This is a genomic window from Nonomuraea sp. NPDC050310 (genome assembly GCF_040655795.1).
In the GTDB taxonomy this organism is placed as follows: Bacteria; Actinomycetota; Actinomycetes; order Streptosporangiales; family Streptosporangiaceae; genus Nonomuraea.
Genome location: NZ_JBFAKP010000003.1, coordinates 167,596 through 182,516, shown reverse-complemented (window position 1 = coordinate 182,516; position 14,921 = coordinate 167,596). Strand labels below are relative to the sequence as shown.

The 14,921-nt window shown below is 70.5% G+C and carries 14 protein-coding genes; 11 read left to right on the top strand and 3 right to left on the bottom strand.

Annotated features, from left to right (window positions below; all coding sequences use genetic code 11):
* Nucleotides 1–20: 20 nt before the first annotated feature.
* Genes AB0I67_RS10475 through AB0I67_RS10430 form a run of 10 tightly spaced genes read left to right on the top strand, consistent with a single transcriptional unit; the run spans nt 21 to nt 8,260 of the window.
* The gene (locus tag AB0I67_RS10475) at nt 21–806 is read left to right on the top strand and encodes an ABC transporter ATP-binding protein (protein ID WP_357920835.1); all 786 of its coding nucleotides are present in this window, start codon (nt 21–23) and stop codon (nt 804–806) included.
* Complete coding sequence (locus tag AB0I67_RS10470) at nt 794–1,558, top strand: ABC transporter ATP-binding protein (RefSeq protein WP_357920832.1); 765 nt, start codon at nt 794–796, stop codon at nt 1,556–1,558. The genes AB0I67_RS10475 and AB0I67_RS10470 overlap by 13 nt, the downstream gene beginning before the upstream one ends.
* A complete protein-coding gene (locus AB0I67_RS10465; protein ID WP_357920830.1) occupies nt 1,555–3,399 on the top strand; it encodes an AMP-binding protein in 1,845 nt (614 codons plus the stop codon). Before AB0I67_RS10470 ends, AB0I67_RS10465 begins: the two co-directional genes overlap by 4 nt.
* Nucleotides 3,396–4,283 (top strand): branched-chain amino acid ABC transporter permease, encoded by an 888-nt coding sequence (locus AB0I67_RS10460; RefSeq protein ID WP_357920827.1) that lies wholly within the window; start codon nt 3,396–3,398, stop codon nt 4,281–4,283. The genes AB0I67_RS10465 and AB0I67_RS10460 overlap by 4 nt, the downstream gene beginning before the upstream one ends.
* Nucleotides 4,280–5,431 (top strand): branched-chain amino acid ABC transporter permease, encoded by a 1,152-nt coding sequence (locus AB0I67_RS10455; RefSeq protein ID WP_357920824.1) that lies wholly within the window; start codon nt 4,280–4,282, stop codon nt 5,429–5,431. The genes AB0I67_RS10460 and AB0I67_RS10455 overlap by 4 nt, the downstream gene beginning before the upstream one ends.
* 13 nt (nt 5,432–5,444) lie before the next feature.
* Nucleotides 5,445–6,749, top strand: a complete 1,305-nt coding sequence (locus AB0I67_RS10450; RefSeq protein ID WP_357920821.1) for an ABC transporter substrate-binding protein — start codon at nt 5,445–5,447, stop codon at nt 6,747–6,749.
* 39 nt (nt 6,750–6,788) lie between these two features.
* A complete protein-coding gene (locus tag AB0I67_RS10445) occupies nt 6,789–7,166 on the top strand; it encodes a hypothetical protein (RefSeq protein ID WP_357920818.1) in 378 nt (125 codons plus the stop codon).
* Nucleotides 7,167–7,223: 57 nt separating this feature from the next.
* A complete protein-coding gene (locus tag AB0I67_RS10440) occupies nt 7,224–7,562 on the top strand; it encodes a DUF202 domain-containing protein (RefSeq protein ID WP_357920815.1) in 339 nt (112 codons plus the stop codon).
* Nucleotide 7,563: 1 nt separating this feature from the next.
* Nucleotides 7,564–7,893 carry a DUF202 domain-containing protein gene (locus AB0I67_RS10435; RefSeq protein WP_357920809.1) on the top strand — a complete coding sequence of 110 codons (330 nt, stop codon included), beginning with the start codon at nt 7,564–7,566 and terminating at the stop codon, nt 7,891–7,893.
* 58 nt (nt 7,894–7,951) lie between these two features.
* On the top strand, nt 7,952–8,260 hold the full coding sequence (locus tag AB0I67_RS10430) for a hypothetical protein (RefSeq protein ID WP_357920806.1): 309 nt from the start codon (nt 7,952–7,954) through the stop codon (nt 8,258–8,260).
* On the opposite strand, the gene AB0I67_RS10425 is transcribed toward AB0I67_RS10430, so the two are convergent.
* On the bottom strand, nt 8,257–9,390 hold the full coding sequence (locus AB0I67_RS10425; RefSeq protein ID WP_357920804.1) for a type III PLP-dependent enzyme: 1,134 nt from the start codon (nt 9,388–9,390) through the stop codon (nt 8,257–8,259). The genes AB0I67_RS10430 and AB0I67_RS10425 overlap by 4 nt on opposite strands.
* A 138-nt stretch (nt 9,391–9,528) precedes the next feature.
* On the opposite strand from AB0I67_RS10425, the gene AB0I67_RS10420 reads away from it, so the two are divergent.
* Nucleotides 9,529–10,989, top strand: coding sequence for a saccharopine dehydrogenase C-terminal domain-containing protein (locus tag AB0I67_RS10420; protein WP_357920802.1), 1,461 nt, complete (start codon nt 9,529–9,531; stop codon nt 10,987–10,989).
* Between the two features lie 40 nt (nt 10,990–11,029).
* Here AB0I67_RS10420 and AB0I67_RS10415 read toward each other — a convergent pair whose 3' ends face one another.
* Both AB0I67_RS10415 and AB0I67_RS10410 read right to left on the bottom strand, forming a co-directional pair.
* Nucleotides 11,030–12,859 carry an ABC transporter ATP-binding protein gene (locus AB0I67_RS10415; RefSeq protein ID WP_357920799.1) on the bottom strand — a complete coding sequence of 610 codons (1,830 nt, stop codon included), beginning with the start codon at nt 12,857–12,859 and terminating at the stop codon, nt 11,030–11,032.
* The gene (locus AB0I67_RS10410) at nt 12,856–14,541 is read right to left on the bottom strand and encodes an ABC transporter ATP-binding protein (protein WP_357920796.1); all 1,686 of its coding nucleotides are present in this window, start codon (nt 14,539–14,541) and stop codon (nt 12,856–12,858) included. The genes AB0I67_RS10415 and AB0I67_RS10410 overlap by 4 nt, the downstream gene beginning before the upstream one ends.
* Nucleotides 14,542–14,921 lie beyond the last annotated feature (380 nt).

Here is a 14,921-nt window from a genome sequence, read left to right as displayed (position 1 = left end):
CACACTGGCGAGGAGCTCATGTGCTCGACGTGCGCAACCTCGAGGTCGTCTACGACGACGTCATGCTCGTACTGCGGGGCGTGAGCCTCACGGTCCCCAAGGGCTCGATCGTCGCGCTGCTGGGCGCGAACGGCGCGGGCAAGTCCACCCTGCTGCGTGCCCTGTCCGGCCTGCTGGACGTGCACGACGGCGAGATCACCAAGGGCTCGATCACCTTCAACGGCGAGCCCATCCACCACCTCCGGCCCGCCGCGATCGTCCGCCGCGGCATCAGCCAGGTCATGGAGGGCCGCCGCATCCTGGCCGAGCTCACCGTCGAGGACAACCTCAAGGTCGGCGCGCACACCGCGCCCAAGGACCTCAAGGCCAACCTCGACCGGGTCTACGGGCTGTTCCCGGTGCTGAAGGAGCGGCCGCGGCACGTCGCCGGCTACCTGTCCGGCGGCGAGCAGCAGATGCTGGCGGTGGGCCGGGCGCTGATGGCCGGTCCGGAGTGCCTGCTGCTGGACGAGCCCAGCCTGGGTCTGGCCCCGGCGCTGGTCGGCCGCATCCGCGAGCTGATCGTCGAGATCAACCGGCAGGGCACCACCGTCCTGTTGGTGGAGCAGAACGCGACCATGGCGCTGTCGATCGCCACCCACGGCTACGTGATGGAGACCGGCAAGGTCGTCATGGACAAGCCCGCCGCCGCCCTGCTCGGCGACGAGGACATCAAGGAGTTCTACCTCGGGCTCGGCGCCGAGGGAGCCGCCAAGTCGTTCCGCGAGGTCAAGCACTACAAGAGGCGGAAGCGATGGCTGTCCTGAAATTCCAAGACGTGCACCTGAGCTTCGCCGGGGTGAAAGCCATCGGCGGGGTCAGCTTCGAGGTCGGCGAGCGCGAGCTGCTGGCGGTCATCGGCCCCAACGGCGCCGGCAAGACCTCGATCTTCAACGTGCTGTCCGGCGTCTACCGGCCGCAGCAGGGCGAGGTCACCTTCCTGGGCCACAACCTGCTCGGCCGCGCCCCGCACGAGATCGCCGCCCTGGGCATGGCACGCACCTTCCAGAACGTCGAGCTCTTCCACAACCTCACCGTCCTGGACAACCTGATGCTCGGCCGCCACCACCACATCCGTTACGGCGTGCTGTCGGCGGTCCTCTGGTACGGCAGAGCCCGCCGGGCCGAGCTGGCCGCCCGCGCCGAGGTGGAGGAGATCATCGACTTCCTGGAGCTGGAGGCCTGGCGCCGGCATCCGGTCCGGCTCCTGCCGTACGGGATCCAGAAACGGGTGGAGCTCGGCCGCGCGCTGGCGATGGGACCCAAGCTGCTGCTCCTGGACGAGCCCGTGGCCGGCATGAACCTGGAGGAGACCGAGGACATGGCCAGGTTCGTCCTGGACATCCGCGACGAGCTCGGCATCCCGATCGTGCTCGTCGACCACGACATGGGACTGGTCATGGACCTGGCCGACCGGGTGCTGGTGCTCGACTTCGGCCGGCCCGTCGCGCTCGGCACCCCGGCCGAGGTCCAGGCCGATCCCAAGGTCATCGAGGCGTACCTGGGAGGGGCCGCATGACAGTCACCACGGTCAAGGACGTCGAGACCCTCGTCACCCGGGTCCGGCGGCGGGCGGTGCGCTCGCCGGGCGCGGTGGCGATGCGGCACAAGGACTACGGCGTCTGGCAGGAGATCGGCTGGGCGGAGTACTGGACCAACGTCGAGCTGGTCGCGCACGCGCTGCTGGCGCTCGGCCTGGAGCCGGGCGACCGGGTGGCGGTGCACTCGGAGAACCGGCCCGAGTGGCTCTACGCCGACCTCGGCACGGTCGCCGCCCGCGGCATCACCGTGGGCCTCTACCCGACCAACCCGGCCGCCGAGGTGGCCTACCTGCTGGCCGACTCCGGGGCCCGCATCCTGATCGCCGAGGACCAGGAGCAGGTGGACAAGGCGCTGGCGGTGCTGGAGGAGTGCCCGGCGCTGGAGCGCATCGTCTACCTGGAGCCGCGCGGCGTGCGGGGCCGCTACGCCGATCCGAAGCTGCTGCACTGGGACGAGTTCCTGTTCCTCGGCGTCGAGCACCGCAACCAGCACCCCGGCGCGGTGGCGGAGCGGATGGCCGAGGCCACGCCGGCCGACGTGATGACGCTGATCTACACCTCCGGCACGACCGGCCCGCCCAAGGGCGTGATGCTCACCGTCGGCAACGTCGAGTTCGCGGTCAGGACGCTGGTCGAGGAGGGCGGCTTCACCTCGCCGCCGCCGTCGGAGCGCGACCAGACCCTGTCCTACCTGCCGTTGTGCCACGTGGCCGAGCGCGCCTTCACCGTGTGGTTCAACGCCGCCGCCGGGGTGCAGGTGAACTTCGCCGAGTCGATCGAGACCGTGCAGGCCAACCTGCGCGAGGTGCAGCCGACCATCCTGTTCGGCGTGCCGCGCATCTGGGAGAAGGTGCTGGCGCAGGTCAACATCAAGCTCGACTCGGCCTCCCGGTTCAAGCGGCTGACCAGCCGGTTCTGGCTGCGGGTGGCCGACCGCATCGGCGACGACCTGGTGCGCAACGGCGGCACGCACACGGCATCCACCCGGCTGCGGTACGCGCTCGGCTGGCTGTTCTGCTACCGGGCGCTGCGCGAGCGGCTGGGCATGCGGCGGGTGCGCTACGCCTCCTCCGGGGCCGCGCCGATCGCCCCCGACGTGCTCAAGTTCTTCATGGGCATCGGCGTGCGCATGCACGAGGTGTACGGCATGAGCGAGAACACCGCCATCGCGACGGCCAACCGCCCGGGCCGGGTCAAGCTCGGCACCGTGGGCGAGCCGCAGGAGGGCATCGAGCTGAAGATCGACGAGGCCACCGGCGAGATCCTCACCCGCCACCCCGGCACCTTCGCCGGCTACTGGGGCCGCCCGGAGGCGACCGCCGCCGTGCTCGACCCGGACGGCTGGCTGCACACCGGCGACGTGGGCGAGTGGGTGGACGGCACGCACGTGCGGATCACCGACCGGATGAAGGACATCATCATCACCGCGGGCGGCAAGAACGTGGCGCCCAGCGAGATGGAGAACGCGCTGAAGGCCTCGCCGTACATCAAGGAGGCGGTGGTCGTCGGGGACCGCCGGCCGTACCTGACGGCGCTGATCGGGATCGAGCTGGACGTGGTGGGGGAGTGGGCGCGGCGGCGGCGCCTGCCGTACACGACCTACCGCGACCTGTCGGAGAAACCGGAGGTCAGGGAGCTGGTGCAGGGCCTGGTCAACGAGGTCAACAAGGGCTTCAACCCGGTCGAGCAGATCAAGCGCTTCGCCTTCCTGCCCAAGGAGCTCGACCACGAGGACGGCGAGCTGACGCCGACGCAGAAGGTCAAGCGCTCGGCCGTCGCCCGGCTGTTCGAGGACCTGGTCGAGGGGATGTACCGGTGACGGGGTTCATCGAGTCTGTCTTACGAGGCCTGGGCAACGGGTCGGTCTACGCGTTGCTCGCGCTCGGCTTCGTGATCATCTACAAGGCGACGAAGGTGATCAGTTTCGCCCAGCCGTCGCTGATGCTGGCGGGCGCGGTCGCGGTCTCCTACCTGGCCGAGCTCACCGGCTTCTACCTGGCGGTGCCGCTGGCGGCGCTGCTGATCGCGGGGCTGGCGCTGGGCATCGAGCGGGTCGCGATCCGGCCCATGGTGGGGCGGCCGGTCTTCGTGGTGGCGATCATCACGCTGGGCATCGACGTGGTGGTCCGGGTCGTGGTCAACGGCTTCATCGGGCGCGACGTGCGCCAGATGGGCGATCCGTGGGGCTTCGAGCAGGTCAGCCTGGGTCCGCTGGTGGTGCAGGAGCGCTGGCTGGCGATGCTCGGTGTAACCGCGGTGCTGGTCGCGCTGTTGTTCGCCTTCTTCCGCTTCACCCGGTACGGCCTGGCCATGCGGGCGGCGGCCTACGACCAGGAGACGGCGCTGGCGCAGGGCGTCTCGGTGGGCGCGGTGTTCGCGCTGAGCTGGGGGCTGGCCGGCTTCCTGGCGGCGATCGCCGGGATGTTCGTCGGCACCGGCCAGGGCGTGGAGCAGCTCACCTGGATCATCGCGCTGAAGGCGCTGCCGGCGATCATCCTGGGCGGGCTCGACTCGCTCGGCGGCGCGGTGGTGGGCGGGCTGACCATCGGCGTGGTCGAGTCGCTGTTCCAGAGCTACCAGGGCGACGTGGCGCCGTGGCTCGGGCAGAACTTCGCGGTGGTCTCGCCGTACGTGGTGATGCTGCTGGTGCTGCTCGTGCGGCCGTACGGGCTCTTCGGCACGAGAGAGGTCGAGCGCGTATGACGGACCTTCGCCAGACCCCTGCCATACCGACCGGACGGTCTCGCCGTCCGCGCGGGCGGCCCCTGCTCTACACCAGCTACGCGCAGGACATGGCGTTGCTGGACACCCCGGCCAAGCGGGTCTGGACGCTGGTGCTGATCGTCCTGGCCTTCCTGCTGTCGGCGGTGCTGCAGGACCGCTCGCTGGAGGTGCTGGCCGGGGCCTACGCGCTGGCCATCGGCGCGATCGGCCTCAACCTCGTCGCGGGCTACGCCGGGCAGATCTCCCTCGGGCACGCCTTCTTCGTGGCCATAGGCGCCTACACCGCGGCGGCGCTGTCCGGCCCGCCGGACGGCCGCAACCTGGGCTTCGGCCTGGCCGAGATCTGGATCTGGCTGCCGGCCGCCGGCCTGGTCGCGGCGGCGGCCGGGGTGCTGGTCGCGCCGCTGGCCGCCCGGCTGCGCGGGCTCTACCTGGCCGTCGTCACCCTCGGCCTGGTCTTCCTCGGCGAGCACGTGTTCAAGGAGTGGGACCACCTGACCGGCGGGCCGGGCGTGGGCCGGCAGGCCGCGGTGCCGGAGCTGTTCGGCACCCGGCTCGACCAGGACGGCCTGCTGGGCACCCGCGAGCAGTCGCTCTACCTGGTCATGCTGGTGCTGCTGATCGTCTTCGCGCTCGCCGCGCGCAACCTGGCCCGCTCGCGGGTCGGCCGGGCCTTCGCCGCGATCCGCGACCGCGACATCGCCGCCGAGGTCATCGGCGTGCCGCTGACCCGCTACAAGGTGCTGGCCTTCGGCGCCTCCTCCTTCTACGCGGGGATCGCCGGCGGGCTGCTCTACACGATCACCGGGTTCGTCGAGCCGGGCTCCTTCAGCCTGCTGCTGTCGGTGCAGTTCATCGCGATGGTGCTGATCGGCGGGGTGGCGACGGTGTCGGGCTCGATCATGGGCGCGCTGTTCATCGTGCTCATCCAGCCGCTGACCCGTTCGCTGCCCGCGCTGGTGCCGGTGATCAGCAGCGACACCACCGCCACACCGAACGTCTTCCAGGTCGAGACGGTCCTGTACGGCCTGCTGATCATCCTGTTCCTCGTCTTCGAACCGCGCGGCCTGTACGGGATCTGGATCCGCGTGCGCACGTACTGGAAGAGCTGGCCCTTCTCCTACTAGCGGAGGCTGAACCATGAAAAGTCGCGCGTTAATCGGATATCTGGCGATAGCCGGGCTGCTGGCGGGCTGCGGGGTGTTCCGCGGCGGCGAGGAAGGCGGCGGCACGACCGGCGGCTCGGCCGCCCCCGCCGCACCGGGCGTCACCAAGGAGCCCTGCCCGATGGCGGTGGACAAGGCCAAGGGCTGCATCTACCTCGGCACCATCTCCGACCTCACCCAGGGCCCCTTCGCCGCGCTGGCCGTCCCGATCACCGAGGCGCAGAAGGCCTTCTGGGCGCGGGTCAACAAGGCCGGCGGCATCGGCGGCAAGTACGAGGTGGACGTGCAGGCCTACGTCCGCGACAACAAGTACAACCCCGAGACCCACCGCCAGGTCTACAACGAGATCAAGGACAAGGTCCTGGGCCTGGCCCAGACGCTGGGCTCGCCCACCACCGCCGCGATCATCGACGACCTCAAGGCCTCCAGCATCGTCTCCGCCCCCGCCTCCTGGACCTCGGCCTGGGAGTTCGAGGACGTCATCATCGAGACCGGCTCCAACTACTGCGTCGAGTCGATGAACGCCGTCGACTACGCGATGGAGGTCTACAAGCCCAAGTCGATCATGGCCGTGCACCTGGCCGGCGACTACGGCGCGGACGCCGCCGCGGGCGCCAAGGTCGCCGCCGAGAAGAACGGCGTCGCCTTCACCGCGATCGAGACCCCGCCCGGCGCCACCGAGCAGGGCCGCGCCATCACCGAGATCGTCAAGAACAAGCCCGACGTGGTCATCATCACCACCGGCCCCGCCGACGCGGCGGCGGTCATCGGCCAGGCCGCCGCGGCCGGCTTCAAGGGCCGCTTCATCGGCACCGGGCCCACCTGGAACCCGGCGCTGCTCAAGTCGCCCGCCGCCCCGGCGATCAAGGCGCTCTACGAGCAGTCCTCGCCCGGCAAGCCGTTCGGCGCCGACACCGCGGGCCACAAGGCCATGCGCGAGGCGCTGCCCGGCGTCAGCCCCAACGACGGCTACACCTCGGGCTGGGCCTGGTCCTATCCGATGAAGGCCGCGCTGGAGAAGATGGTCGCCGGCGGCGACGTCTCCCGCAAGGGCCTGCTGGCCGCGGTCAAGTCCCTGGCCACCGTCGACTACGAGGGCATGCTCCCGCCCGAGGCCGGCAACTTCGCCGGCGACGCCAACGCCGCCACCTTCCGGCAGACGCTGATCAACAAGGTCGACGAGGGCGCCCCCACCGGCGTGTCGATCGTCAAGGACTTCTTCACCGGCCCGACCGCGCAGGGCTACACGATGGACGGGCCCTGCTTCCAGAAGCTCTGATCCCCGCATCCAGGCCGCCCGCCGGGTAGGGTCCGAGGCATGAGGCGAATGTTCGCACCGGTCGTATTCTTCGCCGCCGCGGTCTTCCTGGCGGGCTGCAGCGAGATCAATAGCGGCATCGACAAGGCTCAGGCCTGCCTGGAGGCGCCCCGGATCATCAAGGATCTGGTCGCCGACGTCGCGACGCTCACCGACGACCCCAAGGCGATGGAGAAGGCGCTCAACGACTCCTCCGCCCAGCTGGGTCAGCTCGCCGACAAGGCGGCCAACACCACGCTCAAGGAGGCCACCGACAGCCTGGCCACCACGCTGGGCAACATCAACGTGACCACCGTCAACGACGCCGTGGACGCCGCCCAGAAGGTCGGCACCGAGACCACCGCCTACCTGCAGAAGCTCGCGCAGGCCTGCAGCTGACCTCGGCCGATAACCCGCCTTCTCTAGGGGAAATGCTGCCGAACTAGCGTTTCCCCTATGGACGGCAAGGAACCAGACCCGCGCTTCACGCTCGCCAACGAGCGCACCTTCCTCACCTGGCTGAGCACCGCGCTCGCGCTGAGCGCGGGCGGGGTGGCCATCGCGGCCGTTCCCGACCACGTCTTCGTCCCCTGGATCCGCACCGCGCTGGCCGTCCTGCTGGTCAGCCTCGCCGCGCTGGCCGCCGGGCTGGCCTACCCGCGCTGGCGCAACATCCAGCGCGCCCTGCGCAACCAGGCCCCGCTCCCGCCGCCCGCCCTCGCCGCGGTCTTCGGGTACGGCGTGGCCGCCGTGGCCGTCGTCGCGCTCGTCCTGGTGATCCTCGCGGCGGCCTGACATGTCCATGCAGATCTGGGACCCCGGCCTGCAGAGCGAGCGCACCCGCCTGGCCTGGGTGCGCACCGCGGTGGCGCTGTCCACCGGCGGGCTCGGCGCCGCCGGGGCGGCCTTCCGGCTGCACCTGCCGCTCCCGGCCGTCGCCGCCTTCGCCCTGGCCGCGCTCTGCGGCGGCGTCCTGCTCGTCCGCACCGCCCGGCGCTTCCGCCGCGTCCAGGAGGCGCTGCACGCCGGCCGGCCGGTCGAGGGCACCCGCGATGCCGTGGTGGCGTGGGCCGGCACCCTCGCCGTCGTGCTCGGCGCGCTGATCTTCGTGCTGGTCAGGGCCTGAGAGCGGGGGTTGCGAGCCCGCCGGGACGGGCGGACACTCGGAGGTAGGGGGTGAGACAGTGAACGAGGAGCGCAGGACCATACCCTTCGAGTGCCGGCGCTGCTGGCACGTCTGGGAGGAGGACTACCTCGTCCGGGTCGTGCCCGACCGGCACGGCAACGACAACCTCACCTGGCTGCGCGACGGCTGGCCGGTCCCGCCGCCCGCGACCGGCGTCGTCTGCCTGAAGTGCGGGTGCGCGCAGGTGACCACCTTCCCCGACGGCTACCTCGCCCGCCACCCCGAGGTGGTACGGCAGGCCGGGCCGCCGGAGCTCAGCGACGAGCCCCTGCGCAGCCCGGTGCCCAGGAAGCTGCCCTGGCCCTAGTCCAGGCAGATCACCTCCGGCGGCGTGAAGCCGTTGAAGCAGATCGAGGCGTAGCTGGTCGTGTACGCCCCGGCGCTCAGCACGTCCACGTGGTCGCCTGAGGACAGCGCGAGCGGCAGCGTGTACGGCTCGCGCTCGAACAGGATGTCCGCGCTGTCGCACGTCGGCCCCGCCAGCACCGCCGGCCCCTCCGGCCCGCCGTCGAACGCGGTGGCCACCCGGTAGCGGATCGCCTCGCCCTCGGTCTCGGCCAGCCCGCCGAACCGGCCGATGTCCAGGTAGATCCAGCGGTCCTGGTTGCGCTCGGCCGACACCAGCACGATCTCGGTGCGCAGCACCCCGGCGTCGGCGACCAGGCAGCGGCCCGGCTCCATCGCCAGATCCAGCTCGGCGCCCGGGAAGCAGCGCGCCACCGCGCCCAGGATGGTCTCGCCGTAGGCGCTCATCGGCGGCTGCTCGCCCTGGTAGCGGGCGGGCAGGCCGCCGCCCATGTTGAGCAGCCGCAGCGGCAGCCCGGCCTCGGCGAACACCTGGGCCGCGGCCGCGATCGGGACCACCCAGCCGGACGGGTCGAGCTGCTGGGAGCCGACGTGGAAGGAGATCCCGACCGGCTCCAGGCCCAGCCCGAGCGCCTGGCGCAGCAGCCCGGCGGCCTGCTCGGGCGGGCAGCCGAACTTGCGGCCCAGCGGCCACAACGCACCCGCACTGGCGGCGGCGATGCGGCAGAACACCTGCGCGCCTGGCGCGTGCTCGGCGAGTTTGGCCAGCTCCTGGGGGCTGTCGAAGACGAACAGGCGCACGCCTCGGGCGTAGGCATAGGCGATGTCGCGGGCCTTCTTGGCCGGATTCCCGTAGGACAACGACTCCGGGCGGGCGCCGGCGGCCAGGCACAGGTCGATCTCGGCGGTGCTCGCCACGTCGAAGGAGGCGCCCAGCCGTACCAGCAGGGAGATGATTTCCGGCTGCGGATTGGCTTTCACCGCATAAAAGCACGTGACGCCGGGGAAATTGGCGCTGAACTCGGCATGACGTTCGGCGACGACCTTCAGGTCCATGACGAGGACGGGGGTCGCGGGGGCCTGCTCGGCCAGGTAGGACCGAGCGCGGTCGAAGGTCTGGAGCGTGGTCACGAGCGACAAGTATGGGGCCGTTTTTTCCTTCGTGCGTTGACTGATTAACCACTCAATGACTGAGTAATCATTCAATTAGTCGGGGCTCGGGAAGGGTGCTAAATTCGCCGCGTTTCTCTTACTGGAAGGGCTCTCTCCATGACCGACTTCTCCGGCAGGCTCCCCGTCAAGGGGCGGGTCCTGCTGCTCGGCTCGGGCTCCGTCTCCCGCTGCCTGCAGCCGCTGCTGCTGCGTCACCTCGACATGGACTTCGCCAAGCTCACGGTCATGGACTTCGAGGACTACGCGGGCCTGATCCCCGAGACGCTGGCGGCCGGCGCCCGCTACGTCCGCGAGCGCATCACGCCGGAGAACATGGCCGAGACCCTGGGCCGCTACGTCGGCGACGGCGACCTGCTGATCAACCTGAGCTGGAACATCGGCACCGAGGACATCATCGACTGGTGCCAGGACCACGGCGTGCGCTACGTCGACACCTCCGTCGAGCAGTGGGACCCCTACGCCGACCAGGCCACCACCCCGCCGGTCGAGCGCACCCTCTACCACCGCCACATGGGCCTGCGGAAGAAGGCCCAGGGCTGGAAGAAGAACGGCCCCACCGCCGTCGTCGAGCACGGCGCCAACCCCGGCCTGGTCAGCCACTGGACCAAGGTCGCCCTGGAGGACATCGCCCGCGCGCTGCTCAAGCAGGGCGTCTCCGACGAGCGCCAGTTCCGGCTGGAGGAGCACCTCGGCACCGGCGACTACCCGCGCCTCGCGCAGGAGCTGGGCGTCAAGGTCATCCACATCTCCGAGCGCGACACCCAGATCAGCGACCGGCCCAAGCAGGTCGGCGAGTTCGTGAACACCTGGTCCATCGAGGGCTTCTACGAGGAGGGCGTCGCCCCCGCCGAGATGGGCTGGGGCACCCACGAGCGCACCCTGCCCGCCGGCGCGCACGAGCACGCCAGCGGCCCCAAGAACCAGATCTGCCTGGCCCAGGCCGGGCACTCGACCTGGGTCCGGTCCTGGGTCCCCACCTACGGCTCGATCCACGGCATGGTCGTACGGCACGGCGAGGCCATGACCATCAGCGACTACCTCACCGTCCGCGACGGCGAGCAGGCCGTGTACCGGCCCACCGTCCACTACGCCTACCTGCCGACCGACGCGGCCATCGCCTCCTGGCTGGAGTGCCGGATGAACGGCTACCGCCTCCAGCAGGACCAGCGCATCATGACCGACGAGATCGTCTCCGGCCGCGACGAGCTGGGCGTGCTGCTCATGGGTCACGACCTCACCTCCTGGTGGGTCGGCTCGCAGCTCGACATCGACGAGGCCCGCACCCTGGTGCCCGGCCAGAACGCCACCACCCTCCAGGTGGCCGCCTCGGTGCTCGGCGCCGTCGCCTGGATCCTCGACAACCCCGACGAGGGGCTGTGCACGCCGGAGGACCTCGACCACCGGACCGTCCTGGGCTGGGCCAACCCCTACCTCGGGCCGACGCCGTCGGTGCAGTCGGACTGGACCCCGCTCACCGACCGCTACCAGCCGTTCGAGAAGTTCGCGCCCGAGCCCGGCGCGGACGACGTCTGGCAGTTCGGCACCTTCCTGGTGTGACCTGCGGGGGCCTCGCCGGTGGGCGAGGCCCCCTGGCCGGTCAGGCCAGGCTGTCCAGCCAGGCCCGGTGCAGATCGGCGTAGCGCCCGTCGGCGCCGATCAGCTCACCGGGCGGGCCGTCCTCGACGATCCGGCCGCCCTCCATGACCAGCACCCGGTCGGCGATCTCGACCGTGGTCAGCCGGTGCGCGATGATCAGCGCGGTGCGCTCGGCCAGGATCGTGCGCAGCGCCCGCTGCACCAGCCGCTCGCTGGGCACGTCGAGGCTGGAGGTCGCCTCGTCCAGGATCAGCACCGCCGGATCGGCCAGGAACGCCCGGGCGAAGGCGACGAGCTGCCGCTGCCCGGCCGACATCCGGCCGCCGCGCTTGCCCACCTCGGTGGCGTAGCCGTCGGGCAGGGACTCGATGAACTCGTGCGCGCCGATCGCCTCGGCCGCCTGCCGTACCTCCTGGTCGGAGGCTTCGGGGCGGCCGAACCGGATGTTGTCGGCGACGGTGCCGGTGAACAGGAAGTTCTCCTGCGTCACCATGACCACCGAACGGCGCAGCGTGTCCTCGCTCAGCTCGCGCAGGTCCACCCCGTCGAGCAGCACGCGGCCCTCGGTCGGGTCGTAGAAGCGGGAGATCAGCTTGGCCAGCGTGGTCTTGCCCGCGCCGGTCGCGCCGACCAGCGCCACCGTCTGCCCCGCCGGCACGGTCAGCTCCAGCCGCGGCAGGATCGGCCGGTCCTCGACGTAGGCGAAGCGCACCTGGTCGAAGTGCACGCGCCCGCGGCCCGCGGTCAGCTCGGCCGGCCGGTCCGGTTCGGGGACGCTCGGCTCCTCCTCCAGCACGCCGGACAGCTTCTCCAGCGCCGCGCCCGCCGACTGGAAGGTGTTGTAGAACTGGCTGATCTCCTGCATCGGCTCGTAGAACTGGCGCAGGTAGAGCAGGAACGAGGTGAGCACACCCGGCGTGAGGTCGCCGTCGAACATCAGCCAGGAGCCGTAGACCAGGATCCCGGTGATGGTCAGGTTGCCCAGTAGCTTCACCCCCGGCATGAACAGGGCGATGAGCTGCATGGCACGGGCGTTGGCGTCGCGGTAGTCGGTGTTGAGCTGCCCGAAGATCTGCCGGTTGCGCGGCTCGCGGCGGAAGGCCTGCACCGCCCGCATGCCGGTCATCGACTCCACGAAGTGGATGATCACCAGTGCGACCGTCTCCGAGGTGCGCCGGTAGGCCTTGGCCGACTCGTCGCGGAACCAGCGGGTGAACAGCAGCAGGATCGGCAGCGGCACCAGCGCGATCAGCCCGAGCGGCAGGTCGAGCACAAGCAGCATCACCGCGGTGCCGACCATGGTCAGCACGGCCGTGATCAGCCCGTCGAACCCCTGCTGCAGCAGCGCCGCGATGGCCTCGATGTCGCTGGTCAGCCGGGAGATCACCCGGCCCGAGGTGTACTTCTCGTGGAAGGACAGCGACAGCCGCTGGAAGTGGTCGAAGACGCGGCGCCGCAGCTCCAGCAGGATGTCCTGGCCGATCCGGCCCGACAGCTTCAGGAAGGCCATCCGGGTCAGCGCCTGCGTCGTCGCGCACACCACGATCGTGCCGACGATGACCAGCAGCGTGCCCGGGCCCTCGCCGCGCAGCAGCGGCGGGATGGCGTAGTCGATGCCCGCCTTGCCGACCAGCGCCGGAATCGCCAGGCCCGCCGCGCTGGACAGCACGATCAGCCCGACCAGCAGCGCGATCTTCGCCTTGTACGGCCGCAGCAGGTCGATCAGCAACGAGCGGGAGCGCTCCCGCAGCCGCAGCGAGACCTTGTCCGGCAGCTTGTCCTTCTCCTCGGAGGCGACGCCGCGCCAGCTCTTCGTCTCGACGGTGCTCACGTCAGCACCTCCTCGGCGGCCAGCAGCTCGCGGTACTCCGGTACGGTCGCCAGCAGCTCCTGGTGGGTGCCGACATGCGTGATCGTGCCCTCGCGCAGCAGCGCGACCTTGTCGGCCAGCAGCACGGTCGAGGCCCGATGCGCCACCACGATGCCGGTGGCGTCACGCAGCACGTGCCTGAGCGCCTCCTCCACCAGCGCCTCGGTCTCCACGTCCAGCGCCGACAGGGTGTCGTCGAGCACCAGGATCTTGGGCTTCGCGAGTACGGCACGCGCCAGGGCCAGCCGCTGGCGCTGCCCGCCGGACAGGGACATGCCCTGCTCGCCGATCCGGGTGTCCAGGCCCCAGGGCAGGTCGTGCACGAACGTCGCCTGCGCCACCTCCAGCGCCTGGTGCAGCTCCTCGTCCGAAGCCTCGAAGTGGCCGAGCGTCAGGTTCTCCCGCACGCTCATCGAGAACAGCGTCGGCTCCTCGAACGCCGTCGCCACCACCTCGCGCACGCTCTCCAGCCGCAGGTCCCGCAGGTCGTGGCCGTCGATCGTCACGCGGCCCTCGGTCGGGTCCAGCAGGCGGGGGATCAGCGCGGTCAGCGTCGTCTTGCCCGATCCGGTCGCGCCCACGACCGCCACCGTCTCGCCGGGCCGTACCTCCAGCCACAGGTCACGCAGCACCGGCGGGTCGTCGTCACCGAACCGGAAACCCACGCCCTCCAGCCGCAGATGGCCGCGCGGCTCGGCGATCCGGCCCGGGCCGTCCACGATCGCCGGGACGGTGTCCATGACCTCCATCACCCGGTCGGCCGAGGTCATCGACTCCTGCGCCATCGCCAGGATGTAACCCATGCTCGCGATCGGCCACACCAGTTGCAGCGCCAGCAGCGTGAAGGCCATCAGCGCGCCCGGCGTCAGCGAACCCGACCCCACCGCCAGCGCGCCCAGCAGCAGCACCAGGGCGAGCGTCAGGTTCGGGATCACCTCCAGGAAGGTGAAGAACCGCGCCGACAGGTCCACCCGCGCCAGCGACGAGGAGTGCAACTGGCGGGCGCTGTCCATGTACTGCCCGTGGATGTGCCGGCGGCGGCCGAACGCCTTGATGGTCCTGATCCCGATCGCCGACTCCTCGACGAGCGTGGCCAGGTCACCCTGCTCGTCCTGCACCTGGCGGGAGACCTTGATGTACTTCTTCTCGAAGCGCATGCTGAGCCAGATGATCGGCACCGCCGACACCGCGACCAGCACGCCCAGCGGCCAGTACATGTTCAGCAGGACGATGATCACCGTGGTCATCTGGAGCACGTTCATGACCAGGAATAGCAGGCCGAAGCCCAGGAACCGGCGGATCGTCGACAGGTCCGTCGTCGCGCGCGACAGGAGCTGGCCCGACTGCCACTCGCCGTGGAACCGCATGGGCAGGCGCTGCAGGTGCTCGTACAGGTCGTCGCGGATCCTGGTCTCCAGGCCCAGCACCGGGCCCACCTGGACCCACCGGCGCAGGAAGATCAGCGCCGCCTCGGCGACCCCGACGCCCAGGGCCAGCAGGCCCAGCGGCAGGAGGGTGTCGCGGCTCCCGTCGACCACTTGCTGGCCGACCAGGGGGAAGGAGATCGTGGTGGCTATGCCCAGCAGAGCGACCAGCCAGATGGCGATCAGCTTGGGGACATAGGGGCGGAGGTAGGACCTCATCCGCCACAATGAGTTCGAAGCGAGCAGGGGACGTCTGGGGGTAGGGGTATCGGGAGGCATCCCTTCTAGGCTACTTCCCTCGATCAACCCGTTTTTGGCCAGGCCACAGGCGGGGAAAAGGTCCTACGCTTCGCTCCGGCCTCCTCTTTCGTGGGGGCAGAACCCCCCATACCCCCACCGGCCCACCCATGCCGCGCTTGGACCACTACGCGCCTGACGCCCGCCCCGGCGGTCCTCGCCCTCCGGGCTCGGGCTGCTTTTTGTGGGGGCAGAGCCCCCACACCCCACACAAGCCCGCGGAGATGAAGGGTGAGCCTTTGGTGCGACCGAGCGGTTGCCCGCTGCAGAGTTGATCCGCCGATCACGCGTTCCCGCCGCCG